We start from the raw sequence: 26,118 nt of genomic DNA on the forward strand, positions 1-26,118 counted from the left end.
AGAAATTAAGGAGGCATTGTATGAGTTACACATTAGGAATATTAGATCAAAGCCCTATCGTTGAAAAAGCAACAAATGAGCAAACGTTACAAAAAACTGTAATATTAGCACAGAAAGCAGAGCAGCTGGGCTACTCACGCTTTTGGGTATCGGAGCATCATCATACTGATTCATTAGCAGGTTCGTCTCCAGAAGTGCTAGTTTCCTATTTACTTGCCAAAACGAAATCCATTCATATTGGGTCAGGTGGCGTGATGTTACAACACTACAGCCCATACAAAGTGGCGGAAAATTTTCATGTATTAGCATCATTGGAACCTGGGCGAGTAGATTTAGGCATTGGTAAAGCGCCAGGCGGCTTACCTCTTTCCACGAGGGCTTTACAATACGGCACGCTCAATCAGGGGGAAGATTTTGAAGATAGACTCCTATTTTTACAGCAATTAATTGAACAAACAATACCATCAGAGCATGAATTACATGGCGTACAGGCAACACCTATCCCAAAAATAAAACCAACTCTATTTTTATTAGGAGCGAGTCCACAAAGTGCTGAGCTTGCAGGGAAACTCGGTATTGCCTTCGTCTTTGCACGTTTTATTAATAGCAACAATGATGTTTTGGCGCAAGCAGCTCGCATCTATCGTGAGCATCATGCGAATGGTCACTTTGCAGTATCGATTGCAACGATTGCAGCTCCAACTAAAAATGAAGCAAGAGAGTTGATAGGTGATCAAAAAATAACGAAGGTGCATTTAGCGAGTGGTAGGACACTGACATTACAATCTGTAGAGTTAGCAGAAAAATTTGGACAGGAATCTGGAGAGGCGTATGCAGTCAAACAATACGATGCGGATATTGTCTATGGATCGCCTGAGGATATTAAAGCCATATTTGATGATTTTCATAAGCAATATCAAATAGATGAATTCATCTTGCATACCCCTGTGTTGAAGGAATTTGAACGTGAACGCTCGTTTGAGCTATTAAGTCCAGTCAATTTACAGTTACAGCAAAAAGAAGTCGTGAGCTAAGGAGGTCCACAACATGACAAATAATCTAGATATAGTAGTTTGGTCGAAACAAGGGTGTAGTTACTGTGATGAAATAAAAGCATATTTACAAGAACAACAAATTTCATACAAAACGGTGGATGTCACGACAAATGATACGTTCCGTGACATCCTTGAAATAAAATATGGTGTGCGCTATATACCCATTGTAGAAATTGGGTCAAGTGAAACGGGTATCTATAAAGCCGTAACTGAAATTGGTTTAGAGCATGTACAGAAGGCACTTGCCGTGAGTTTACCCTCACACGCATAACAGAAGGAGAGAGGGATTTTATGAAAAAAATATCGTTTTATCTACTACTTGTACTAGCAGCACTTTTAACAGCCTGTGCAAGTTCAGAAAAATCAGATGGAGATACGAGTGCCCAAAAAACAGCACAGGGTGGGAAAGATGTTCAAAAAATCATTGTAGGTACAGGTACACAATTTCCAAACATCTGCTTTTTAGATGATAAAGGGAATCTAACTGGCTATGATGTTGAGCTTGTTCGAGCAATCGATGAAAAGCTACCAGAGTACGAGTTTGAATTTAAAACAATGGAATTTTCTAATTTATTATTAAGTTTAGAGACAAGAAAAATTGATTTTATTGCCCATCAAATGGAAGTCAATAGTGAGCGTGAAGAGAAATTTTTATTCAATAAAGAGCCGTATAATGTATTCCCATTAAAGGTGACAGTGAATGAGAAAAATAATGACATCCATTCAATCGGTGATTTGAAAGGGAAAAATGTGAGTGTCTCACCAACAAGTAATTCTGCTGTCTTTGTTGAACAATATAATAAGGATCACAATTTGGGCGCGAATATTGTGTATTCTTCGGGTTCAGTCGATGTCAACAATCAACTTTCTACGGGCCGTATTGATGCCATAATTACCACGCCATTTGCTGTGAGATACTATAACGAAAGCAATGAGGCACAGCAAAAGGTTGTAGGTGATGCTCTATTAAATTCAAAAGTTTACTTTTTACTCAATAAAGATGAAGTGAAATTACAGGAACGTTTAGATGAAGCCATTGTTGAATTAAAGAATGAGGGCATTGTGAGTGAGCTCAGCAAAAAATGGTTAGGTGATGATTATACAGTAGACTTTTAATGAACAGGAAAGGAAGAGGGAAGTATGGATAATAACTTTGATGTCGTGCTCATTGCGAAAGTCATCCCAACATTGCTTCAGTATTTACCAGTAACATTTGAAATACTAATATTCTCCATACTTTTTGGAATAGTACTTGGATTGGTACTAGCGATACTGAAGCTACTTCACATACCTATATTGAAGCATATCATCACAATCTATATATCCTATATTCGTGGCACACCTATTTTAGTGCAGTTGTTCTTAGTATTTTACGGCATACCTGCATTGTTAAAGCTCATTCATATCGATGTAACACGTATGGATGCGATGTATTTCGTCATTATTACGTACACACTAAGCAATACAGCAGCATTTGCCGAAATATTTCGTGCCGCCATTTTAACCGTTGATCGAGGGCAGATGGAGGCTGCCTATTCAGTAGGATTAAGTGGAACACAAGCTTTTATGCGAATTGTTTTCCCACAGGCGATCCGTGTTGCTTTCCCCAATATAGCGAACACGATGATTAGTTCATTAAAAGATACATCTCTAGCATTTTCAATTGGTGTGATGGATATGGTTGGGCGTGGAGAAACTTTGATTGCTTCAACGACACGAGCATTTGAGATCTATGTGGCATTATCGATTGTTTACTATGTCATCGTGATCATACTTGAAAAAATATTTACGTTCAATGAACGTTATTTTAATCGCTATATGCCAAAGGAACTTGCTTCACATTAGGGGGAATATGTTATGACCATTGATGCGTCTTTTATAGTTGAAGCATTGCGAGAAATTAGTAAAGTAATACCATTAACCTTATTTATGACAATTACACCTGTTTTATTAGGTATTGTTATCGGAATAATAGTAGCCTTCGCTCGGATTAAACAAATAAAAATTGTCACATCTATACTTAATTTTTATGTATCTTTTTTCAGAGGCACACCCATTATTATGCATATCATGCTCGTATATTTTGGCTTACCTATAGTAGTGGATGTTGTGGCAAGTACTTTCAATCTAACGATTCAATCGACCTCAATTCCTATATTATTTTTTGTTATACTCGCACTGACCCTTAGTGCAGGGGCTTATGCTTCGGAAATTATTCGTTCAGGTATATTGAGTGTACCAAAAGGACAATTAGAAGCAGCGTATGCGATAGGTTTAACATTTACTCAAGCTATGCGACGTTTTATCTTACCGCAAGCCTTTGGTCAGTCAATTCCTAACTTTACAAATGTCTTTATTGGTTTTTTACATGCCACATCTTTAGCGTTTTTTCTTTCTATTAAAGAATTGACAGGTGTTGCAAATATTGTTGCTTCTGTGAACTTAAAGTTTTTAGAGTCTTTTATTGCTGTCGGTCTCATTTATTGGGGTATTTCAGTAACGGCTGAATGGATCTCACATCGCATTGAAAAAAGAGTAACAGCCTATAGTAAGGGTGGCTTTTGAGTATAGAAAGGGGAAATAAGAATGACAGTAGCAGAAATTGTGATTGAACATTTACAAGAGGAAGATTATGCACGCTATCTTGAGGTTTTGGTCGAGAGTTATGCTCAATACGAAAAGGATTATAAGGACCCAGAGCGCTGGCAATCGTATCTAAGTGATATCCGTGCCTCCATTGGTAATCCAAATGCAGAAACGATTCTAGTAGCAAAGCGTGAGAACGAGATATTAGGAGGGCTGCAATTATTTACTGATGCTGAGAAAGCATATGGATTACCAGAGCTTAATATTCAATCTACAATCGTACGCTTGTTAGGTGTACATCCGAAAGGCAGAGGGCTGGGAGTTGCGAAAAAATTATTGCACGAAAGTTTTGCCTTTGCCAGAAAGAGACAGGATCCGGCTTTATATTTGCATTCAGGTGATATCATGCAGGCTGCTATTAATCTTTACTTATCTTTGGGTTTTGTACGAGATGAATCAAAGGAATTTTACAAGGGAGATATTTTAGTAAAGAGCTTCCGCTATGATTTATCTTGATTCAATCATGTTTTTTGTGCCAAAAGCGAAGTGTCGGGTACAGAAGTCCCTGTTTTTTTCTTCAGGTGTTCAAACGCCCTCTGAATCAAGAGCAAGCCTCCAGTGGATGTCACAGAGAAGAGCTTTTCGAGCGAGCTCGAAAAAAACTAGACGCATTGTTTATCCGCGCGAATGCGGAGCGTCAGTGCCAATTACGCAGAGGTTTAATTGATAATGATAAACCCGCTGATGATAGCATCAGCGGGTTTACGTTTGTTATAGGGAGAAAATTTTCCCTGGATTCATAATGTAATGTGGGTCAAGTGCTGCTTTTATACTTTTCATGACTGCTAAAGAAGTACCATGCTCAGTAGCTTGATACTTCATTTTACCAATTCCAACGCCATGTTCCCCTGTACATGTGCCGCCTCGAAGTAACGCGTATTGAACGATATGTTCGTTGAAGCGATCTGCTTTTGCTTGTTCTTCCGTATCATTTGGATTTAACATTAATAGCGCATGGAAATTACCATCCCCCACATGACCGACAATGCCACCTGCTAGTCCAACCTGATTAAGCTGTTCGCGTGCATATAAAATGGTTTCTGCAAGCATTGAGATAGGTACACAGACATCTGTCGACATAAGTTTCTTCCCAGGGTAAGCATGAATATATGCATAAGCCAATGAATGACGAGCTTCCCATAGCTTATTACGTGCAGCATTATCTTGTTCAAATTCAACGGATAGGCAATTAAAATCCTCAAAAATCTCTGAAGCAAATACTATATCCGCATGCATACCTGCTTCATTTCCGTGGAACTCTAAAAATAATGTTGGTTTTTCCCTAAAGGAAGTATCGTTATAGAAATTGGCTTGTTTGATGGAGGCTTCATCGACCAATTCCACTCGACCAATCGAAATGCCCACCTGTAATAAAGCCGTGACTGCACTGACAGCATCGTTTACTGTATCAAAAATAGCACGTCCCGCCGTCACAAATTCAGGTATACCATAGACTTTCAAAGTTAACTCTGTAAAGCAACCAAGTGTTCCTTCTGAGCCAACGAATAGCCCGTTTAGATGATAACCAGAAGAAGACTTCGCTGCTAAATTTCCAGTATGGATGACGGAGCCGTCTGCAAGAACTACTTCTAAATCGCGAACTTGATCACGCATGACTCCATAGCGCACAGCAGTAGTGCCACTGGCATTGGTTGCTGCCATACCACCTAGTGTTGCATCTGCACCCGGATCTACTGTAAATTGTAAACCGTGTTTTTTTAACTCCTTATTTAATTGAGAGCGTGTGACACCAGGCTGTACTTTTACAAGAAGATCATCCTGTCGAACTTCTAAAATAGCATTCATTTCAGAGAAATCGATTGAAATACCATGTGAAATGGGAATAGCATTTCCTTCTAAGCTTGAGCCAACACCGAATGGTACAACTGGTACACGATGTGCATGTGCAATTTTTAAGATGGCACTGACATCTGCTGTGGAACGGGGAAAGACAACAATATCTGGTAAGCTCATCGCATGATGAGATTCATCTTTTCCATGTAGCTGTCGTACCGTTTCGTTTGTTGACACTTGTTCTTCTACTAAAACCTGTTTGAGTTGATTGACAATTAATTCTACTTCAACAGACATTCCAATCCCTCCAAATTTTCTGATAAATAAAACTTTATCACGCATTTATTGGAAATGGAATGCACTGTTTATTAAAAATCAGTTAGCAAATACTTTTTCTAGTTTTTGAACGAATTCATCCTGTTCAGTTGGACTTGATTGCTTCCACCATTTTTCAAAAAACACCCCAAGACCTGGAAGTAAATGCTCTTCTCCACGGTTAATTGCATCTTCCACAATATCTTTAAATTCAGCTGCAGATTGACCGTGGACATTCGCTGTAATTGCATCTCTTATTTGAAAATTCATCTATTTCGCCTCCTTAGTAGTAATTTGTCCAGTCATCGTTTAAATATGTATGAAATGCCAAAGAAAAGATATGATTTTTACAATAACATGCCATAGTTATGAATAAACAGGACAAGAAATTTATCCATTTTTATGTGTGGAATGATGAAAAAGGGCATTCGCCTTCACTAAACGCCAAGTACTAAGATAGAGTCACCTAGGAATATTGGACTGTGCATAGTCGACAGGGAAGAAAAAGAATGACCATTCAAAACGATCAAAAACGCTCATCTACTCAATCATTCGATGAATTATTAGAAAGTGTGCAACCAATGATTACATCTATTCTTAAACAGCTTCGTATTTATAAAGATTTTGATTACTATCGTCACATTGCATCCATCGCTGTATGGAATGCGTGGCTAAAAGCAGATCCAGCAAAAGGACAATTTTCCGCTTATATTTATTCAACGATAAAAGGAGACATTTTAAATGAATTATCAAAGGAAAAAAAATATACAGAGCGAATGACAGTAGTGGATAATGAAACACTAAATTATGTTCGTGAACTGGAGGAAGTGGAAAATCAAAAAAGTAACAACATACTTGAGAGTATTTTGCCCCAGTTAAAACAGGAAGAAAGAAACATACTACTTCTTTATTATGTAGAAGGTTACAGTGATCAAGAAATAGCCAAAGTACTAGGATTATCTGTAACAGCCAGTAAAAAGAGACGATATAGAATCACCAAAAAGCTGAGAAATCAAATTTCCAAAGAGGAATAAAGCACTAAAATATCAAAAGTATGCTAGTATTGAGATAAAATGAATATTAGCATACTTCACCTGAATGCATACAAATTACGATAAAAGTGTTATGATTTGTAAGAAGTCAAAGAAATATACAATTCTGAATCTATTATTCAATATAGATAGATAAAATTTCCTAGTGAATGTTTATATAGCAGTATGGAGGGTTTGTATTGGAGAAATGGTTTAATCAGATAGACAAAAAAGAGCTTTGGTACATAGTATTACCATTATTACTTGTCATCCCATTATTAAGCTTTAGCAATCAAATTTATGGTGTTTTTCAGGGGGACATTTATAAAAATTTCAAATTGGTGATACAAGTTTTAATCATCGTTTTTACAATGGCGATTGCTATCCAATCCTATTTAGTATTTTCGCACTTATTATCAAATCAAACATTATACATAGGTAATATGTTTTTTATTATTGCATTACTAGGATTAAGTAGTTTGTTTTTTAGCCAAAACCAATCTATTGAATGGAACTTTATGGACGATTCCTTACATATATTAATGCGTTTGTACCTATCACTTGGATTTTTATTTATTATTTTATACCCTAGAAAAAAAATAACATTGAAATATCGGAAATTTACATATGGCAGTTCTCTACTTTTTGTAATAGGAAGTATTTTTCTAGCGTATAGTTCGCCTGAATTTTTGCCAAGACATTGGATCCATTTTCTTGATAATATAGTGCATCTATTTTCTATTGTTCTTCAAATTTTAACCATTATTATTATTAGTAGGTATTTTAAAAAATTGCCGAAGCGGTCTATGTGGCTAATCAGTGCAGCTATCTCACTCATTGTTAGTGATATCTTTTTTATTATTAGTCAAAATCAAAATGCTATATGGGATTTCTCAGCGCTTATTTATCAATTTTTAGCATTTTATTTTTTCTTAAAGGCCATTTATTACACATCTGTGGAAATGCCGTTTCAACAATTATTAAAAATTAAGAAGGATCTTGAACAATCTCAGGAGGAGCTTCGATTCCAAGCCTATCATGATGATGTTACATTGCTGCCAAATGAACATTTATTACTAAAAACGTTAAAAGACAATCTACATGAAAATAAAGTACAAAAGGCAATCATTGCCATAGAAATTGACCGTTTTGCGGCCATTCATTCTTCCATAGGAATCAGCCATTCTAATAAAATGATGAAGCTTGTTGCAGAGCGTATTCGAGCAATTTTACCACCACATTATTTTGCGACCAAACTTCACGAGGGACAATTTGTTATTTATATTAACCATGTAAAGACAATTGAAGAACTATTGCAATTTTGCTTAAATCTCAAAAGCGCTATGAAAGAACCTTTACAGGTACAATTATTTTCGTTAAATGGCAATCTAAATATGGGAATTGCTCTCTATGAGGATAATTGGACAGGCGAAGAGCTTTTGATGCATGCACAGTTAGCAATGCGAGAGGCTAGACAAATCCCTCAAAGATTTCTGTTTTATAAGCCCTACATGTCGAAGGGAACTGCAGATCGAATTTTATTAGAGCAAGACTTACATAATGCGTTAGCAAATAATGAATTTTATTTAGATTATCAACCACAGGTTAATTTAAAATCAGCTACCATTGAATCCGTGGAAGCATTGGTTCGCTGGCGTCATCCTACTCGTGGTTTTGTTCCACCGGATCAATTTATTCCTATTGCTGAAGAGTGTGGTCTCATTATTCCGTTAGGTAAATGGATATTAGAAACAGCTTGTACACAAGCGAAAATATGGGAGAAACAAGGATTACCTCCAATGAAGGTTGCAGTGAATTTATCTCTTGGACAATTATTTCAACAGGACTTAGTAGAAATGGTGGAAGACATATTAAAACGGTCAAAATTGAATCCAAAATTTCTACAACTTGAAATTACTGAAAGTATGACGATGAATATCGATCAGATGACACAGCTATTGCATGAGTTAAAGGCACTAGGAATTCAAATTGCTGTAGACGATTTTGGAACAGGCTATTCATCTTTATCTTATTTGAAAGATTTTCCAATAGATTGTTTGAAAATTGACCGTACTTTTGTGAGAAATGTACCACATAATCCAAATGATGAAGCACTTGTATCAATGATTATTTCAATGGCCAAACATTTACGTTTGAAGGTTGTTGCAGAGGGCATTGAAGAAGTGGAGCAGCTGTCATTTCTGATCGATGGTGGATGTGATTATATTCAAGGTTATCTATTTAGTAAGCCAATTTCGCCTCAGCAAATAACAGATACCTATAAAGATTTACACTACCATGTGGATGAAATTTTAATGCAGCTTCAATATATTGAGGATTACATTATTTGAAGTGAAAAAAAGGACCTGCTTATTAAATAAGCAGGTTCTTTCGTTTTAGTGAACGAGATATTCTTCTTTTAATTCGGATATATCCACTTCAGAACGCTCTTCTAGAGAGCGGCGTAGGTGGACCGTCGCTGTTTTCTCATCATCATGGAGTTGATCAATCCAGATGGAAACGCCATTATAGCTCACTTCATATTCTAACGGTGAGGCGACAATTTCTTGTGCACGCTGAAAATCCAACTGTAGCCCCCCTTATTTTTTATTCTTATTCTTACTTTGCGTAACTGAATTAATCAGCTCCATAAACTCTTGAGAAAATTCTTCACTAACCTTATTTGGCGCGATCTTTTGATTTTTTGGTGTTTGTGGTAATGAACCTTTATTATTGCTTTGACCTTGTTTATTGTCTCTTCCCATGTGAGTTGCTCCTTTCTTGTTGATATATTTTAATATGGCTTTGAAACGAATTTTTTATCCTGCATTCACAGGTAGTAAGATGCCATTTCACATGGGGAAAAATCGGTAAAGTATAGCATAGCTCTTTGTTTTTTGAGAACAATAATGTGAACTAAGATTTTTTTATGGAAAAATTATTATTTAATAAAACCCAATTTTGAGGGAATGGGAACCCTAAAGCCCAATAACTAATACCTCGAAGGTTATATTGTTTCGCCATGTCAAATTTAGCCTGTGCACTTCTTGCATCTTCAAACCATACCTCATGATTTCTCCCTTGTTCATCTACATAACGGTAAAAAGGAGATTGTGCTGTCGGGTCAAATTGAATGGTTGCCCCGTACTGGATGGCTCTATTAAGTGCTTCTTGTGGACTGAACGTTTCAGCTTCTTGACCTTTGACATGTGGTAGGAGCCAATCACGAGCATACAGCTCAAAGCCCAATAATATCTTATTAGCTGGTATTACAGTTAAGGCATATTCCACAACTTTCCGCATTTCATTAATTGGCGAAATGGCTTGTGGGGGACCAAGGCGATATCCCCATTCATATGTCATTAATACAACAAAATCAGCTATTCTACCGTGTGTCTCATAATCATGCGCTTCATATAATGTTCCTGCTTGCGTAGCACTTGTTTTTGGTGCAAGTGCCGTTGACACAAGATAGCCTTTTGGATGGAGCATATCAGCAGCTAATTGAATAAATGCATTGTAATTTTCACGATCTGCTGGCAAAACATTCTCAAAATCAATGTTCAATACTTGGTAGCCCTTATCTTGCATCACCTGTAAAACATTATTCATCACCTTTTTACGTAAGTCTGCATTGGACAAGACGACATGTGCTAAATTAGAGCCTTCCTCTGTAGAAGTAAAATTTGTGAGCGTTAACATAGGGATAATGTTTTTAGCCTTTGCGGCTGCTATCATCTTTTCATCATTTATAGGCTGTAATGTACCATCTTCCTTCATCATATAAGCAAAGGGACTAAAATAAGTTAGTAGATGACCAACAGCATTAATAGAATCAATTGCTTCTTCAGAAGGTTGATAGGAATAAGCATTGACTTCAATCAGCGGTAATTTTCTTGGGATCACTAATGGAGCGCCAGTGTATAGCATATTAGGGTTGCTTATTTTATTTTCTACAACGATGGCTTGAATGGTTGTACCGTATCGTTGAGCTATTTGCCATAATGTCTCTCCTGGCTGCACTATATGAGTAATCGGTGGAATAATTAATTTTGTTCCAGGTGTTAACCTATCGGGATTTGTTAGATGATTTTCTGCAACGATAGATTGTATGGGAACGCTAAATTGATGTGCAATTGACCATAATGTATCTCCACTTTTAACGGTATAATTTGTATAAGGTGAAGGAATAACAAGCGATTGTCCGATTGCTAATTGATCTGGTGTAGCTAATGCATTTAATTGAATAATAGATTGAACAGGCACCGCATAACGATTGGCGATTTGCCATAAGGTTTCACCAACACTCACTACGTGAATAAGCATAGAACACCTCCAACACGATTTCATTAGTGCATCATATGTTTCAATTGTGAAAATGAGTATTTTAGAGTGATCAATGCTTGAAATTTCAAATTCTTTCTAGATGAGTTGCATAGTATAAGTATCATTGTGAGAAAGGGGCTTGATGTTGAAAAAGGCAAAGCTCACGGGTAGAATCGTTACACCTGAAGGTCCGGATTATGAACAAGCGAGGACGAATAATAATTTAAATAATCCTAAATATCCGAGTAAAATTGTATTTTGTCAAGAAACGAAAGATGTAGTCAATGCATTAAAATGGGTCAGAGAAAACAATGAACCGTTTAGAATTCGAAGTGGACGTCATAACTATGAAAATTTTTCATTATTAAATAAGGGTCTTGTAATTGATGTTAGTGACATGAATAATATGTTTATTAATCTCCCAAAAATGACGGTAAAAATTGATGCTGGAGCGAATATGGGGAAAGTATATCGTGAATTATGGGAAAAAGGCGTAACAATCCCTGCTGGCACTGAAAGTAGTGTTGGTCTAGTTGGCTTAACTCTTGGTGGGGGTTTTGGGATGCTATCACGTCCATTTGGTCTAACTTGTGACAATCTAATCGAATTAGAAATGGTGGTTGCAAGTGGACATGAAGGTGCACAGATAATCCGAGCAAATAGGGAACAAAATAATGATCTCTTTTGGGCAAGTTGTGGTGGCGGGGGTGGTAATTTTGGTATTGTCACATCACTGACATTCAATGTACATGCCATCAATGATGTATCGCTCTTCTCTATTACATGGGGATGGGATGATTTTGAACTCGCTTTTGATGCATGGCAAAAATGGGCTCCTTATACAGATGAGCGTCTGACATCTCAGATAGAATTAAAGTCAAAGGAAATAGGTGAAATCGTAGCACAAGGGGAGTTCGTAGGGGGAGCAGCTGAATTAAAGAAATTGCTCCGTCCTCTCAGAAAGGCAGGTTCTCCAATTAGTATCTGGATAAAGGAAGTACCTTATATCAAAGCGATTGAATTTTTTGATGTACCAAGTGGCAATCAACCAGCCCTTCGAAAAAGATCAGGATCTTTTATTGCGAGACCGTTTCCCTATGAGGCAATTAAAAGAATGAAAGAATTTTTAGCGAATGCGCCAAATTCAAATACAACGATTTGGCAACAAGCTTTAAGAGGGGCAGTCAGCGAAATTGCGCCAAGTCGCACGGCCTATTACTATCGCAATGCGTTAATTGCTCAAGAATATAATACCTCTTGGAAAAATTCAAATGAGGAAGAACAAAATATCAAGTGGGTAGAAAACTTACGACGAGCTTTATCACCTTATACTACTGGTGATTATGTTAACTTCCCAGATCGATTTATTCAGGATTGGCCAACCGCTTATTACGGTCGAAATTTTAAAAGGCTTCGAGAAGTGAAAACAAAATATGATCCTTTTAATGTATTTCAATTTCCACAAAGTATTCCACCTATTAGAACATGGTTGTAGACTAATAACTGAGCAGGGTGCAGGGGCATTACTGCTCTTTTTTTATCTTGTTAATCACATCAGAATATACGAAAAAGCAGATGAAGCATTGTATGTATCAAAAGAACATGACGCAACCAAGCCTCTCCTTTTCATGATAGGAAGTGAGTGGACCTCACTTTTCAGCTAACAATTTTTTGATTGAAGGAAGGTCTGCTGGAGCAAATGGAAGGCCAAGTAATTGATTGCGAGGAACCCACCTTGCTTCAGCGTGTTCCAGAATTTCTGGCGTGCCTTTTATAATGGAAGATTGATAAGTTTCTAAGTGAACGAAAAATTGTTCGTATTCATGAAGGGTTTCTGCCACTTGTTCACCTACTTGAATCATGCAGTTAAATTCCTCTAGAATTTCACGATAAAGTGCCTGTTCAGGTGTTTCACCTTGTTCAATTTTACCGCCAGGAAATTCCCAATAATTTGCTAGTACCATATGTGGACTTCTTAAAGCACAGAAAATTTCTTGTTGATCATTTTCAATAATGGCACCAACTACATGTATCGTTTTTTTCATCTACATTTACCCCATTCTTGACTCAGTCAGATGATTTTAACTCTGTATGATTATAGCATGTATCATTTGTTATTAATTCATATAGCGCTTTTGGAAATCAACAGTTTCCACACATAGCTATGAAATTTACTATTTCCTAAGGTATAATAGTGGTCAATATATAGGAAAAAGGCGGTAAGAGGTAGCGATGAAGAGAATCGAATCTACGCAAAATGCGTTAGTTAAATATTGGAAAAAGTTAGCAACGACAAGAAAAGAGCGTGAACGATCAGGTGAATTCATAGTAGAGGGCTTTCATCTTGTTGAAGAAGCATTAAAAAATAAAGAGCATGTATTACAAATTATTGTGCGTGAAGGTATTGATTTGCCAATGTTATGGCCAATTGATGATGTTGCGATTGTAGAAGTAACGGCAACTGTTGCAAAGGAATTCGCAGAAACGGAAACTTCACAAGGCGTTTTTGCTGTATGCAAGCAACCAGTTTTAGAGAATGAAACGATGGCAACTTGGCGTAAGGTGTTATTAATTGATGCTGTCCAAGATCCAGGTAATATTGGGACAATGATTCGTACAGCTGATGCAGCTGGATTAGATGCTGTTATCTTAGGAAAAGGTTGTGCTGATCTTTATAATCCAAAAACACTACGTGCTGCACAAGGCTCACATTTCCACATCCCAGTAATACGAGGAGATTTAACAGAGTGGGTAGATTTATTACAGGCTCAGGGTGTACCTGTATTTGGAACTGCTTTGGATGAGGATGCAGTTCCGTATAGTGACATTCAGCATTCGGGTGCATTTGCGATTGTTATGGGGAATGAAGGAAGTGGCATTCAGCCTCAGCTATTGGCAATGACAGATCAAAATATGATTATTCCTCTTTTTGGACAGGCTGAATCATTAAACGTAGCTGTAGCAACAGGTATTGTTTTATATGGCTTTGTGAAGTAATTTCCAGACAAAAACGGGATTCAGGCAGTTGACCCTTGATTTGCTCCGGTTCATTACTGTATAATCTATTCTAAAATGTAAGTTTAAATAATAAATGCTTTGACCGGGAAGTAGTAAAAATTGTGAATGGACGACAGGGAGCGTTAGGCCAGAGATTGAGAGCCAACGCCGTATCAATGCAGTTTTGAATTCAGCCCGCGAGCAGCCACCGGGACCAGTCTGAAACTGTAAAGGTGTGCCGGCTTCATCAAGTCGTTATGTCAATGAAGTGATTGTAAGGTATTTCGTCTTGCAATAACTAGGGTGGTACCGCGAATATGTCCTCGTCCCTTTTTTAGGGGCGAGTTTTTTTATGCCTAAAATGCAGGCATTTATTTTCTAAGGAGGTTTTATCATGGAAGAGCAATTAAAACAATTAGAGCAAGAAGCGCTTGCTAAAATTGAAGCAGCTGCAAATTTAAAAGAATTGAATGAAGTGCGAGTTGCGTATCTGGGAAAAAAAGGGCCTATCACTGATTTATTAAAAGGGATGGGGAAATTATCAGCTGAAGAACGTCCAAAAATGGGTGCTTTAGTGAATAATGTTCGTGAAAGTGTAACGGCAGTATTAGAAACAAAAGTGGCTGTACTTGAAGATGCAGCTATTGCTGAAAAATTAGCAAGTGAGTCGATTGATGTTACTTTACCAGGTCGTGAAGTTAAAGTAGGGAATCGCCATCCTTTGACACGTGTAATTGAAGAAATTGAAGATTTATTTATCGGAATGGGCTATGAAATTGCTGAAGGTCCTGAAGTGGAGAAGGACTACTATAACTTTGAAGCATTGAATTTACCAAAAGGTCATCCTGCTCGTGACATGCAAGATTCATTCTATATTTCCGAGGAAATATTGCTTCGTACGCATACGTCACCCGTACAAGCACGGACGATGGAAGCCAAAAAAGGCGAATCTATTCGTATCATTTGTCCAGGTAAAGTATTCCGTCGTGATAATGATGATGCAACACACTCACATCAATTTATGCAAATTGAAGGTTTAGTGATTGGCGAAAATATTCGTATGAGTGATCTAAAAGGAACATTAGATACTTTAGCGAAAAAAATGTTTGGTGCAGATCGCGAAATTCGACTTCGTCCGAGCTTCTTCCCATTCACAGAGCCATCAGTAGAAATGGATATTTCTTGTTTCAAATGTGGTGGCGCAGGTTGTAACGTATGTAAGAGCACTGGCTGGATTGAGATTCTAGGTGCAGGTATGGTTCATCCAAACGTGTTAGAAATGGCTGGCTATGATCCGAAGAAAGTTTCTGGTTTCGCATTTGGTATTGGTGCAGAACGTATTGCGATGCTGAAATATGGTGTTGACGATATTCGTCATTTCTATACAAGTGACACTCGTTTCTTATCACAATTTGAGCGAACAGAAGCGTAAGGGGGATAAAACATGTTAGTATCATTAGAATGGTTAAAAGATTATGTCAATACACAGGACTTAGCACCTGAACTATTAGCTGAAAAAATTACACGCTCTGGTATCGAAGTTGACGCAGTAATTGATCGTGCAAACGCGATGGATAAGGTTGTAGTCGGTTATGTTGTATCAAAAGAGAAACATCCAGAAGCTGATAAATTAAATATTTGTCAAGTTGACGTTGGAGAAGCAGAGCCACAACAAATTATTTGTGGTGCTCCGAATGTGGATGTTGGTCAAAAAGTAATTGTTGCTCGTCCAGGAGCACATTTACCAGGTGGTATTAAAATTAAAAAGGCGAAACTTCGTGGACATGAATCTAACGGTATGATTTGTTCATTACAAGAGCTTGGTATCGAAGGAAAGCTTGTTCCAAAGGCATATTCAGAAGGCATCTACGTACTGTCAGAAAATGCGGAAGTAGGTTCAGATGCACTGGCTATTTTAGGCCTGCATGATACGGTGCTAGAGCTAGGATTAACTCCGAATCGCTCAGATGCCCTTTCTATGCTAGGTGTAGCCTATGAAGTAGGTGCCATCCTTTCTGAGGAAATCAAGTATCCAGAGATTGCCTATCAAACTGCTAGTGAAAAAGCACAGGATTTCCTAAAGCTTCGCGTGGAAAATTTACAAGCGAATCCTATGTATGTAGCAAAAGTTGTGAAAAACGTAAAAATTGGTGAATCACCAATGTGGCTACAAAATCGTTTAATGGCAGCTGGTGTACGCCCGCACAATAATGTGGTGGATGTGACAAACTATGTGTTAATGGAATATGGTCAACCACTACATGCTTTTGACTATGATAGCCTAGCAACAGGTGAAATTGTTGTTCGAAAAGCAAATGAGGGTGAAAAAATTACAACGTTGGATGACCAAGAACGAACATTGAAAGCGTCTGATTTAGTCATTACTAATGGAAAAGAGCCAGTAGCTATTGCTGGAGTAATGGGTGGCGCTAATTCAGAGGTAACAGATTCTACAACGACTGTTGTCATTGAGTCAGCTTATTTTGACGGCTTAACAGTACGCCAAACGTCTCGTCACCTTGGTCTACGTTCTGATGCATCTGCTCGTTTTGAAAAAGGGGTAGATCCAAACCGTGTCTTACCTGCTGCTGAACGTGCTGCAGCATTACTAGCTGAACTAGCTGGTGGTGAAGTATTAGAAGGCACATGTCTCGTAGATGAGTTAGATAAAACACCAGCGCGGGTTGTTGTTTCTCCAGATTTTATTAATGAACGTTTAGGTATGAAAATTGCTTTAGAAGATATGCTGTCTATTTTAGAGCGTCTTAAATTTGGTGTAGAGGCAGCAAATGGTTTATTAATTATTGATGCGCCAACACGTCGCCAAGACATTAAAATTGAAGAGGATATAGTAGAGGAAATTGCTCGTCTTTATGGTTATGATGAAATCCCTATGACACTTCCAGAGGGTGCAACACAAGTAGGGAATTTGACACCATACCAAGCAAATCGCCGTGTTGTACGTACTTTCATGGAAGGTGCTGGCCTTAATCAAGCTGTGACATACTCGTTAACATCCGATGCATTGTCACAACGTTTTGCTTTGAAAGCAGAGCCAGTGACTCGTTTGTTAATGCCAATGAGTGAAGAACGTTCTACATTACGTCAAAGCCTTATTCCACACTTAATCGAAGCGGCTGCGTATAATGTAGCGCGTCAAGCTGAAGGTGTTGCTTTATATGAAATTGGTTCAGTGTTCCTTGGTCAATCAAATGAGGGGCAACCATACGAAGAAGAACATGTAGCAGCAGTATTAATAGGAAAATGGTTAGACCATGCTTGGCAAGGCGAGAAAAAAGCAGTAGATTTCTTTGTATTAAAAGGCATTGTAGAAGGTGTAATCGGTAAGTTAGGCTTGGAAAATCGCATTGCATTTGTGAAAGCACAAGTAGATGGATTACATCCAGGACGTACGGCTAGCATTTTATTAGATGGCGAACAAGTCGGCATTATTGGTGGACTCCACCCAGCAGAACAAAAAGCATGGGGTGTAAAGGACACATATGTCATGGAAATGAATCTAGTTGCCCTATTAAATGCAACTGCACAAGAAGCACCACTTGCTTACAAACCAGTTCCTCGTTTCCCTGCTATGTCTCGTGATATCGCTCTAATTATGGACCGAACAACTACAGCAGGAGAAGTAATCAATGCAATTGACGCAGCAGGCGTAAAATTATTGAAAGACATCCGCGTATTTGACGTTTACGAAGGTGAGAAAATGGAGTCAGGCAAAAAATCTGTAGCATTCTCTCTCACATACTTTGATCCAGAACGAACTTTAACAGACGAAGAAGTAGTAGCTGCACACAACAAAGTGTTAAAAGCAATTGCTACGATTTCAGGCACAGAAGTACGCTAAAATATATTGAAAAAGACTGCCTCACGAGGCAGTCTCAGACTGTAGACAAACTCAAAGAATTTGAGAGTTTGCCTACAGTCTTTTTTCTTTTACAATGAAATAAAGTAAAGCCGTTGATTTTCACTACGGGCGGGATCGATCTGCTTCCCTCGCTTTTACCCCCAAAGTACCATACCATTTGAGGGCAACGAGTGAATTTGTTAGGTTAACTTTCGTGCTTTTTCAGTGTTGGCAAAATGCCATTTTGTTATGGAGCGTAGAAATTCCTCACCTTGATTACGCCAAATTCGTGCTGCTTGCATATCGACCTTATTGGAGGCCCCCTTCATCAAATCAAGCCCTGCTATCTCACTTAGACGATCCATTTCCTTTAAAAATGCAGCACGAGCTAAAATAGATGCTGTAGCAACAGCCACATGTAGTTGCTCTGCTTTGGTAGAAAAGTATACATTTTCTTTTACGATTTCACGTTCGTTTTTTAAATAGTTGTAATAGACACCACGTTCGGCAAACTGGTCAATTAAAATAGATTCAGGCTTTTCTGGTGCCATCTTTGTCAGTGTATTTTGTAATGCTTTGTTGTGCATCATGGCTTTCATCTTCCCTTGGGAATAGCCTTTTGCTTGTAGGCTGTTATATTTTTCATTACGTAATACGAGAACGCTATAGACACAAGATGCACGTAAATCGGGTGCAATTTTTCGCATGTAATCATCCGTTAGCATTTTCGAATCTTTTACGCCAAGCTCATTTATGAGTTCGATTTTGGATGTAGGCACATACACAGCAGCTACTGTGATAGGACCAAAATAATCGCCTGTGCCTGTTTCATCTGAACCTAATACAGACATTGTGGCGAAGTGATCAGGCAGTACATCACCTTTCGCCCCAATAGAAGATGATTTCTGAGTAGTCGTTTTTTCGATAGTTCCCCAACGAGCAGCCTCGCGTTCAGCGCCACCTCCTTGAAACATTAATTTTCCTGATTTATACATAGTTATCGCTGTATCTGGTAGTTTGGCAGCAAAGATGACACCAGGAGCCTTTCGTTCAATAAAGTAGGTTGCATAGTAAGCCATTACCTCTTTTTGAATATTTATTGAAATGGAAAGCACAATATTTGACATTTAATCGTTCCTTTCTGTCCCTCGTTGTTCACAATTTTATACCTTTCATGGTATGATAATAAATAGCTTTTTTGTGTGATGGTGCTCACAAGCTGAAAAAATCGTGTGTGCATCGAATTTATAGGAGGGTGCGACTATGGAAAAACAAGAAAAGAATAAAATTTCTGTGGAAATATATGGTCATACATATAAAATGGTCGGCTTAGAATCCATTGGCCATATGCGACTTGTTGCTTCGATTGTTGATGACCGTATGCGCGAGATGAGCGTACATAATCCCTCACTTGATAGCACAAAACTTGCTGTTCTGACAGCAGTAAATACTGTTCATGATTATTTACTATTAAAAGAACGAATGGAGCAACTAGAAGAAGAATTGAAAAAATTAAAGGGTTGAAGAGAATGTTAGATTTAATCATATTAGTGGTACTGTTAGCTGGAATTGGCGTCGGCGCAAAACGTGGTTTCATTGTACAAATGATGCACATTGTCAGCTTTGTAGTAGCCCTAATTGTTGCGTATATTTATTATAAGCCATTAGCACAAAAATTTGTATTTTGGGTTCCGTATCCAGGAGTCACTGATACAGGTAGTCTAGGTGTTGTCATTGATAGTCTAGACTTGGACCGTACTTTCTATCGAGTGATTGCCTTTGCTGTTATTTTCTTTGCAGTCAAAATAACGTTGCAAATCGTGGCATCGATATTTGATTTTATTGCGTATTTACCTGTGCTCAATACAGTGAATCGCTGGCTTGGTGCATTACTTGGCATGATTGAAAACTATTTAATTATGTTTATTTTGCTATACGTGTGCGCGTTATTACCAGTTGATTTCATTCAAAATTTAATGTCGAAGTCATTGTTAAGTGGTCTCATGTTGGAACATACGCCGATTATTACAAAGATGTTCCAAAATTGGTGGTATATTTATATGCAATAGTAAACTATGCACTTCTCTCTGTTTTGAGAGAAGTGTTTTTACGATAGGAGGAATAACCAATGAATAAAAAAACAATTATTCGCACACTCGAAAAAATTGCTTTATATATGGAACTACAAGGAGAAAATCCATTCAAGGTATCTGCTTTTCGAAAAGCAGCTGCAGCACTTGAGGGAGACGAGCGTTCATTAAGTGAAATGGATGATGTAACTAAACTCAAAGGCATTGGAAAGGGAACGGCAGCAGTAATTGAAGATTTAATGGCAACGGGTGAATCGAGTTTGTTAAAAGAGCTAGAAGAAATTGTACCTAAAGGGTTACTGCCATTGTTAAAATTGCCTGGCTTGGGAGGGAAAAAAATTGCGAAGCTTCACCAAGAACTAGGCATTGACTCAGCAGAAAGCTTAAAGGAGGCTTGTGAAACGGGCAAAGTTCGTGAATTAGCAGGCTTTGCTGCAAAAACTGAGGAAAAAATTTTAAAGGAACTTGCTAATTTAGCTAATCGTTCTGAACGACTACCAATTTGGCGTTTAGAGCCTGTGGTTTTACAAATAGAGGGACTTCTAGATAGTATGGAAGAAGTGGAACGTTTTTCTGTAGCTGGAAGCTTTCGTCGAGCGGCAGAAACAAGTAAAGATATCGATTTTATAGTAGTGACAGAAGTGGTTGATGTTGTACGTGAAAAATTACTAAAGTCGTTGACAATTCAAGAAGTGGTGGCAGCAGGAGATACAAAAATTTCGGTAATTTTAGACTTAGATGATCCGATTAGTGTTGATTTCCGTTTAGTGAAGAACAATGAATATGCAACTGCCCTGCATCATTTTACAGGTTCAAAAGACCATAATGTGCGAATGCGCCAACTTGCAAAAGCGCGTGGTGAAAAAATTAGTGAATACGGCGTTGAGCAGGAAGACGGCACTGTTTTGACGTTCCAAGATGAAGAGGCATTTTTTGCTCACTTTGATCTACCTTGGATACCGCCGAGTTTACGTACAGGAACAGTGGAATTTGACAAAACAAACGATATTCAAAACTTAGTTCGATTAGAAGATATAATGGCAGATTTGCATATGCATACGACATGGTCTGATGGTGCATACTCTGTTGCAGAAATGGGCGAGGCATTACTTGCACGTGGCTATAAATATAGCGTAATTACAGATCATTCCCAATTTCTAAAGGTCGCAAATGGTTTAACGCCGGAGCGTTTAGAAAAGCAACGTGTGGAAATAGAAATGTTTAATGATACACATCCAAATTTTTATTTGTTTAAAGGGACGGAGATGGATATTTTGCCAGATGGCTCCCTCGATTTTGAAGATAACGTGTTGAAAGAGCTAGATTTTGTTATTGCTTCTATCCATTCTAGCTTTACACAATCACAAGATAAAATTATGGCACGTTTACTAACGGCCATGCAAAATCCGTATGTTCATATGATTGCCCATCCAACTGGTCGAATTATTGAGGATCGTGATGGTTATAATCCTGATATGAAACAGTTAATTGCGTGGGCGAAGGAATATGGTAAAATTTTAGAGTTAAATGCAAATCCGTATCGTCTTGATTTATGTGTAGAACATTTAGTAATGGCTCTAGCTGCAGGTGTGCCTATAGCCATTAATACAGATGCTCATGATATTGCTCATTTGCGTTTTATGGATATTGGTGTTCGCTATTCAAATAGAGCATGGCTACCAAAAGATATGATTGTGAATACATGGACGCGTGAACAGTTTGAAGCGTTCATAAGACGAAATAAATAGGTTGAGGAGGTGTTCTCAGTGATAGCAGAACGCGCATTGAAAACACTAGAATACGATAAAGTTCGGCAGCAAGTGGCTTCTTATTGTACTTCATCAATTGGTAAATCTGCCATAGAGGAGCTTGTGCCACAAACCGATTTTGCTAAAGTAGTACAATTATTAGAGGAAATGGATGAAGGATTATCCATTTTGCGTGTAAAAGGCAATGTACCAATGGGTGGAATATTTGATGTTCGCCCATCTGCAAGACGTGCACAAATAGGAGGCATGTTAGCAGCGATAGAACTAATGGAAATATCAAGTACGATTCGAGCTAGTAGAATTCTTCGCAATTTTATTGAAGATATAGAGGCTGATGAAGTGATTGAGATTCCACATTTCATTGCCAAAAAGGAAACGATCCCTGTATTAACGGGATTGCAACATGAAATCAATAACTGTATTGATGACAATGGAGCCGTAGTAGATTCGGCAAGTCAAACGTTGCGTTCCATTCGCCAATCCTTACGTGCTGAGGAAGCGAAGGTGCGTTCTAAATTGGAAAGTTTAATCCGTGGAAGTAATGCGGCGAAAATGCTTTCTGATACACTTGTCACTATTCGTAATGATCGCTTTGTAATTCCTGTTAAACAAGAGTATCGTCACCATTATGGCGGTATTGTCCATGACCAATCTTCATCAGGTCAAACATTATTTATCGAGCCAGACTCTGTTGTACAAGCGAATAATGAAATTCATCGCTTGAAAATGAAGGAGCAAGCCGAGATTGACCGCATTTTACTAGCATTAAGTGCAATGGTGCAAGAAGTAGCACCAGATTTATTTAACCTAGTAAAAGTTTTAGGTGATATCGATGTCATATTAGCAAAAGGTAAATATGGACAAGCCAATAAATGTACGATGCCTAAAATGAATCAAGATGGCTATATCCGACTAGTCCGTGCGCGTCATCCACTTCTACCAATAGATATGGCTATTCCAAATGATATTGAATTTGGCAAAGAGATTACAGCTATTGTGATTACGGGTCCAAACACAGGTGGTAAAACGGTGACGTTAAAAACGGTAGGCTTGTGTACATTAATGGCACAAGCTGGGTTACCAGTGCCAGCGTTAGATGGATCAGAGCTCGCTGTATTTAAGCAACTGTTTGCTGATATTGGTGATGAGCAATCCATTGAGCAATCACTTTCCACGTTCTCTTCTCATATGGTCAATATTGTAGACATTTTACAAAAATTTGATCAAGAGTCACTTGTTCTTTTTGATGAGCTAGGAGCTGGTACTGATCCACAGGAAGGAGCTGCCTTAGCCATCTCTATTTTAGACGAAGTGCATGGTCGAGGTGCTCGTGTAATGGCTACAACTCACTATCCTGAGCTAAAAGCATACGGCTATAATCGACCAGGCGTTGCCAATGCAAGTGTCGAGTTTGACATTGAAACTTTGAGTCCAACTTACCGTCTACTTATTGGTGTACCTGGGCGCTCTAATGCATTTGAAATCTCTAGCCGTCTTGGGCTTCCAGAATCTATTATCGAACGTGCCAAAGGCTTTACAGGGACAGATCGACATGAGGTTGAATCGATGATTGCCTCACTGGAAGAAACGCGTCGCCAATCTGAAGATGATGCAGAACGTTCCCATGCGCTACTATTAGAATCAGAGACTTTACGTAAAGAGCTTCAAGATAAATTGCAAGCATACGAAGAGCGTAAAGAGGCACTTGATAAAAAAGCAAAAGAAAAAGCTCGTAAAATTGTAGATGAAGCTAAACAAGAAGCGGAAACAATTATTGCAGAGCTTAGAGAAATGCGCAAAAATGCCGACCAAGTTGTCAAGGAGCATGAACTGATTGAAGCGAGGAAACGATTGGAAGAAGCTACACCACTTGAAAACAATAAAGTGCTGCAAAAAGCGGCACAAGTGAAAGCTCGTGCGCAAAACTTAGTTGTCGGGGACGAGGTAAAGGTGTTAAGCTATGGTCAACGGGGTACTTTATTAGAAAAAGTGTCAAATACTGAATGGGTTGTCCAAATGGGGATTTTAAAAATGAAAATCTCAGATAGTGATTTGGAGTATATTAAACCTGAAAAAGAGCCTGTATTACGAACAGCTGGTGTGAAAAATCGAAATAGCCATGTTAAATTAGAATTAGATTTGCGTGGTGAGCGCTATGAGGACGCGATTTTAAGAGCAGAAAAATATATTGATGATGCGCTACTCGCTAATTATGGTCGTGTATCAATTATTCATGGTGTTGGTACAGGGGCTTTACGCCAAGGTATTCAAAGCTATTTGAAAAAGCATAAGCGCGTGAAATCCTTCCGTTTTGGTGAAGCCGGCGAGGGGGGCTTAGGCGTCACAGTTGTTGAATTGAAATAAGCTATAAAGGGGACGGAGAAAAATGCTGAATTCTGGCTTTTGGCGATATCCAATTATCGAAACGGCAGGATATTTTAGTGTTGTTGTATTATGTTTAGTCGTCTCGATGGCATTGTTCGAAGTCGTTACGAAATATAAAAATTGGGAAGAAATTAAAAAGGGTAATGTGGCTGTGGCTCTTGCGACAGGTGGAAAAATTCTTGGTATTTGTAATATTTTTCGCTTTTCCATTGCACGCCATAGTACAATGAGTGAAATGATTGGCTGGGGTCTTTTTGGCTTTACACTATTGATTGTAGCGTATTTCTTATTTGAATTTATGACACCTCGTTTTAATGTTGATCAAGAGATTGCCAATGATAATCGCTCAGTTGGTTTCATTTCCTTTACCATTTCAGTCGGTCTATCGTTTGTAATTGGGGCAAGTATTGCATAGGAGTGTCGTGACATGGAAAAATTAGCAAAAGTACTAATCGTTGTCTGTATCGCATTTTTGGCAGTGGGCGTCTACTATATGATGACTGTTTAAGCAAAAAAACGCATCCTTCTTGTGAGGGTGATATTATCCCCTTTAAGTAGACAATGTAAAAAAAACTACACTAAACTGTAGTTAACATTCTACTTAAAGGGGATTTTCTATGGCTCGAAAAAATCAGGTTTATTCAAATGAATTGAAATTAGAAGTAGTACAAGCTTATTTAAAAGGCAATGAAAGCTCGCAAAAAATTGCAGAAAAATATGGCATTCAAAATCGTTCGCAGGTGGTGGCTTGGGTCAAAAAGTTTAAAGAAGTGGGTTCGATTGAAGCGTTTAACCGTCTTCCATCCGCTGGTTCTGGAGCGAAAGGTGTGAAGAATCCTCTGAAAGGTAAACGAGTTCACTTTAAAGATGTGGAAGAAGAACGGGATTACTATAAGGCACAGGTGGAATTCCTAAAAAAGCAGTATCCAAATCTGTAAATGGAGGCATGCCAACTTATCCAGATCGTTATCGAATTATTGATGAGATGAAGAATCGTTACCCGATTACTTGGCTAACTGAAATGGCTAAAGTGCAACGTTCAGGCTATTATAGATGGGTAAAAAATGGAAAGGTATCGTTACGTAAACGGGATGATATCCTTTTAAAGGAGCACATTTTATCGATTCATCAAACACATAAAATGTATGGCTACCCACGTATGCAAATCGCCTTAAGAGACAAAGGGTTCAAAATAAATCACAAGAAAGTCTATCGATTAATGAGTGAGCTAGGCATTCAGTCCATTATCCGTAAGAAGCGTCGTGTGTGGAAAAACCAAGTATCTCGTGTATTCGATAACATCGTAGAACGCCAATTTAAAGAGCGTACAGAAAATGAAGTATTCGTCACAGATATTACGTACTTACCAACCAAAACTGGTTTTCTCTATCTTTCTGCGGTTCAAGATTTATATAATAACGAAATTGTCGCTTGGAAGATAAGCAAACGAAACGATTTAAAACTGGTCATAGATACGCTTGAAGAATTGACAGCAAAAAGAAATGTGTATCGAAGTATTCTCCATTCAGATCAAGGCTTTCAATACACATCGATTAACTATCATCAAACAGTGGAACAACTCGGCATGATTGGCAGCCATTCTCGTAAAGGGAACTGTCACGATAATGCCTGTATTGAATCATTCTTCTCCCATTTTAAAAGCGAGTGTTTGTATCTACTACAGGATAATTCTGAAGTAGAGATTATCCAAGCAGTTGAGCAATATATCTACTTTTACAACTATAAACGTTTTCAAAAACGACTCAACCATCTAGCGCCGATAGAATATCGACACCAGATGGCTGCGTAGTGTTTTTTAGTGTTGTCTACTTAACAGGGGTAAGTCCA

25 protein-coding genes are annotated in these 26,118 nt (G+C 38.2%); 18 read left to right on the forward strand and 7 right to left on the reverse strand.

The genetic code is table 11. The annotated features are described in order from the left end of the window. The first annotated feature begins 20 nt into the window (after positions 1-20). From GJU32_RS15185 to GJU32_RS15210, 6 genes are read left to right on the forward strand one after another with little or no spacing between them, the layout of a single operon-like run. Positions 21-1,034, forward strand: coding sequence for an LLM class flavin-dependent oxidoreductase (locus GJU32_RS15185; RefSeq protein WP_155592803.1), 1,014 nt, complete (start codon positions 21-23; stop codon positions 1,032-1,034). A gap of 13 nt (positions 1,035-1,047) precedes the next feature. After that, positions 1,048-1,326 (forward strand): glutaredoxin family protein, encoded by a 279-nt coding sequence (locus tag GJU32_RS15190; RefSeq protein ID WP_155592804.1) that lies wholly within the window; start codon positions 1,048-1,050, stop codon positions 1,324-1,326. Positions 1,327-1,346: 20 nt separating this feature from the next. Beyond that, complete coding sequence (locus GJU32_RS15195; protein ID WP_155592805.1) at positions 1,347-2,171, forward strand: transporter substrate-binding domain-containing protein; 825 nt, start codon at positions 1,347-1,349, stop codon at positions 2,169-2,171. Between the two features lie 24 nt (positions 2,172-2,195). Beyond that, entirely contained in the window at positions 2,196-2,900 is a 705-nt protein-coding gene (locus tag GJU32_RS15200; protein ID WP_155592806.1) for an amino acid ABC transporter permease, read from the forward strand. 12 nt (positions 2,901-2,912) lie between these two features. Beyond that, positions 2,913-3,620, forward strand: a complete 708-nt coding sequence (locus GJU32_RS15205; RefSeq protein ID WP_155592807.1) for an amino acid ABC transporter permease — start codon at positions 2,913-2,915, stop codon at positions 3,618-3,620. A 21-nt stretch (positions 3,621-3,641) separates the two neighbouring features. After that, the gene (locus GJU32_RS15210) at positions 3,642-4,157 is read left to right on the forward strand and encodes a GNAT family N-acetyltransferase (RefSeq protein WP_155592808.1); all 516 of its coding nucleotides are present in this window, start codon (positions 3,642-3,644) and stop codon (positions 4,155-4,157) included. A gap of 255 nt (positions 4,158-4,412) precedes the next feature. On the opposite strand, the gene GJU32_RS15215 is transcribed toward GJU32_RS15210, so the two are convergent. Then, positions 4,413-5,792 (reverse strand): FAD-binding oxidoreductase, encoded by a 1,380-nt coding sequence (locus GJU32_RS15215; protein WP_155592809.1) that lies wholly within the window; start codon positions 5,790-5,792, stop codon positions 4,413-4,415. Between the two features lie 78 nt (positions 5,793-5,870). Continuing rightward, a complete protein-coding gene (gene sspI / locus GJU32_RS15220) occupies positions 5,871-6,080 on the reverse strand; it encodes a small acid-soluble spore protein SspI (protein WP_066037534.1) in 210 nt (69 codons plus the stop codon). 239 nt (positions 6,081-6,319) lie between these two features. On the opposite strand from sspI, the gene GJU32_RS15225 reads away from it, so the two are divergent. Continuing rightward, the gene (locus GJU32_RS15225) at positions 6,320-6,844 is read left to right on the forward strand and encodes a sigma-70 family RNA polymerase sigma factor (RefSeq protein WP_155592810.1); all 525 of its coding nucleotides are present in this window, start codon (positions 6,320-6,322) and stop codon (positions 6,842-6,844) included. A gap of 197 nt (positions 6,845-7,041) precedes the next feature. Next, complete coding sequence (locus GJU32_RS15230; RefSeq protein ID WP_230875059.1) at positions 7,042-9,192, forward strand: bifunctional diguanylate cyclase/phosphodiesterase; 2,151 nt, start codon at positions 7,042-7,044, stop codon at positions 9,190-9,192. A gap of 45 nt (positions 9,193-9,237) precedes the next feature. Here GJU32_RS15230 and GJU32_RS15235 read toward each other — a convergent pair whose 3' ends face one another. The 3 genes from GJU32_RS15235 to GJU32_RS15245 all read right to left on the reverse strand — a co-directional run bounded on the left by GJU32_RS15235 (position 9,238) and on the right by GJU32_RS15245 (position 11,167). Further along, the gene (locus tag GJU32_RS15235) at positions 9,238-9,429 is read right to left on the reverse strand and encodes an H-type small acid-soluble spore protein (RefSeq protein ID WP_155592811.1); all 192 of its coding nucleotides are present in this window, start codon (positions 9,427-9,429) and stop codon (positions 9,238-9,240) included. Positions 9,430-9,441: 12 nt separating this feature from the next. After that, positions 9,442-9,606: a YfhD family protein gene (locus tag GJU32_RS15240; RefSeq protein WP_155592812.1), complete on the reverse strand. Its 165-nt coding sequence runs from the start codon at positions 9,604-9,606 to the stop codon at positions 9,442-9,444. A gap of 151 nt (positions 9,607-9,757) precedes the next feature. Further along, positions 9,758-11,167, reverse strand: coding sequence for a LysM peptidoglycan-binding domain-containing protein (locus GJU32_RS15245; RefSeq protein ID WP_155592813.1), 1,410 nt, complete (start codon positions 11,165-11,167; stop codon positions 9,758-9,760). 145 nt (positions 11,168-11,312) lie between these two features. On the opposite strand from GJU32_RS15245, the gene GJU32_RS15250 reads away from it, so the two are divergent. Beyond that, positions 11,313-12,662: an FAD-binding oxidoreductase gene (locus GJU32_RS15250; RefSeq protein ID WP_196426713.1), complete on the forward strand. Its 1,350-nt coding sequence runs from the start codon at positions 11,313-11,315 to the stop codon at positions 12,660-12,662. Between the two features lie 154 nt (positions 12,663-12,816). Here GJU32_RS15250 and GJU32_RS15255 read toward each other — a convergent pair whose 3' ends face one another. Continuing rightward, complete coding sequence (locus GJU32_RS15255) at positions 12,817-13,212, reverse strand: (deoxy)nucleoside triphosphate pyrophosphohydrolase (protein ID WP_155592815.1); 396 nt, start codon at positions 13,210-13,212, stop codon at positions 12,817-12,819. A gap of 187 nt (positions 13,213-13,399) precedes the next feature. Between GJU32_RS15255 and GJU32_RS15260 the strand changes: the two genes are divergently transcribed. From GJU32_RS15260 to pheT, 3 genes are all read left to right on the forward strand, one after another. Beyond that, positions 13,400-14,164, forward strand: a complete 765-nt coding sequence (locus tag GJU32_RS15260) for a TrmH family RNA methyltransferase (protein WP_155592816.1) — start codon at positions 13,400-13,402, stop codon at positions 14,162-14,164. Between the two features lie 394 nt (positions 14,165-14,558). Then, complete coding sequence (gene pheS, locus GJU32_RS15265) at positions 14,559-15,596, forward strand: phenylalanine--tRNA ligase subunit alpha (protein WP_155592817.1); 1,038 nt, start codon at positions 14,559-14,561, stop codon at positions 15,594-15,596. A 12-nt stretch (positions 15,597-15,608) separates the two neighbouring features. Next, complete coding sequence (gene pheT / locus GJU32_RS15270; protein ID WP_155592818.1) at positions 15,609-18,026, forward strand: phenylalanine--tRNA ligase subunit beta; 2,418 nt, start codon at positions 15,609-15,611, stop codon at positions 18,024-18,026. Between the two features lie 200 nt (positions 18,027-18,226). Here the strand turns inward: pheT and rnhC are convergent, their stop codons facing one another. Beyond that, entirely contained in the window at positions 18,227-19,153 is a 927-nt protein-coding gene (rnhC, locus tag GJU32_RS15275; RefSeq protein ID WP_155592819.1) for a ribonuclease HIII, read from the reverse strand. A 136-nt stretch (positions 19,154-19,289) separates the two neighbouring features. Between rnhC and zapA the strand changes: the two genes are divergently transcribed. The 6 genes from zapA (at position 19,290) to GJU32_RS15305 (ending at position 26,080) form a co-directional block, all read left to right on the forward strand. Continuing rightward, the gene (gene zapA / locus GJU32_RS15280) at positions 19,290-19,550 is read left to right on the forward strand and encodes a cell division protein ZapA (protein ID WP_155592820.1); all 261 of its coding nucleotides are present in this window, start codon (positions 19,290-19,292) and stop codon (positions 19,548-19,550) included. Between the two features lie 5 nt (positions 19,551-19,555). After that, a complete protein-coding gene (locus GJU32_RS15285; RefSeq protein WP_155592821.1) occupies positions 19,556-20,095 on the forward strand; it encodes a CvpA family protein in 540 nt (179 codons plus the stop codon). A 59-nt stretch (positions 20,096-20,154) separates the two neighbouring features. Next, entirely contained in the window at positions 20,155-21,864 is a 1,710-nt protein-coding gene (gene polX / locus GJU32_RS15290) for a DNA polymerase/3'-5' exonuclease PolX (RefSeq protein ID WP_155592822.1), read from the forward strand. Between the two features lie 18 nt (positions 21,865-21,882). Further along, a complete protein-coding gene (locus GJU32_RS15295) occupies positions 21,883-24,249 on the forward strand; it encodes an endonuclease MutS2 (protein WP_155592823.1) in 2,367 nt (788 codons plus the stop codon). A gap of 22 nt (positions 24,250-24,271) precedes the next feature. Beyond that, positions 24,272-24,685 (forward strand): DUF350 domain-containing protein, encoded by a 414-nt coding sequence (locus GJU32_RS15300; protein WP_155592824.1) that lies wholly within the window; start codon positions 24,272-24,274, stop codon positions 24,683-24,685. Between the two features lie 202 nt (positions 24,686-24,887). Beyond that, a protein-coding gene (locus tag GJU32_RS15305) for an IS3 family transposase (protein ID WP_155592825.1) occupies positions 24,888-26,080 on the forward strand; the annotation gives its coding sequence in 2 pieces (ribosomal slippage) (positions 24,888-25,194 and positions 25,194-26,080; 1,194 coding nt in all). Positions 26,081-26,118: the final 38 nt, after the last annotated feature.

This window comes from Lysinibacillus cavernae (assembly GCF_009724685.1).
GTDB lineage: Bacteria > Bacillota > Bacilli > Bacillales_A > Planococcaceae > Lysinibacillus > Lysinibacillus cavernae.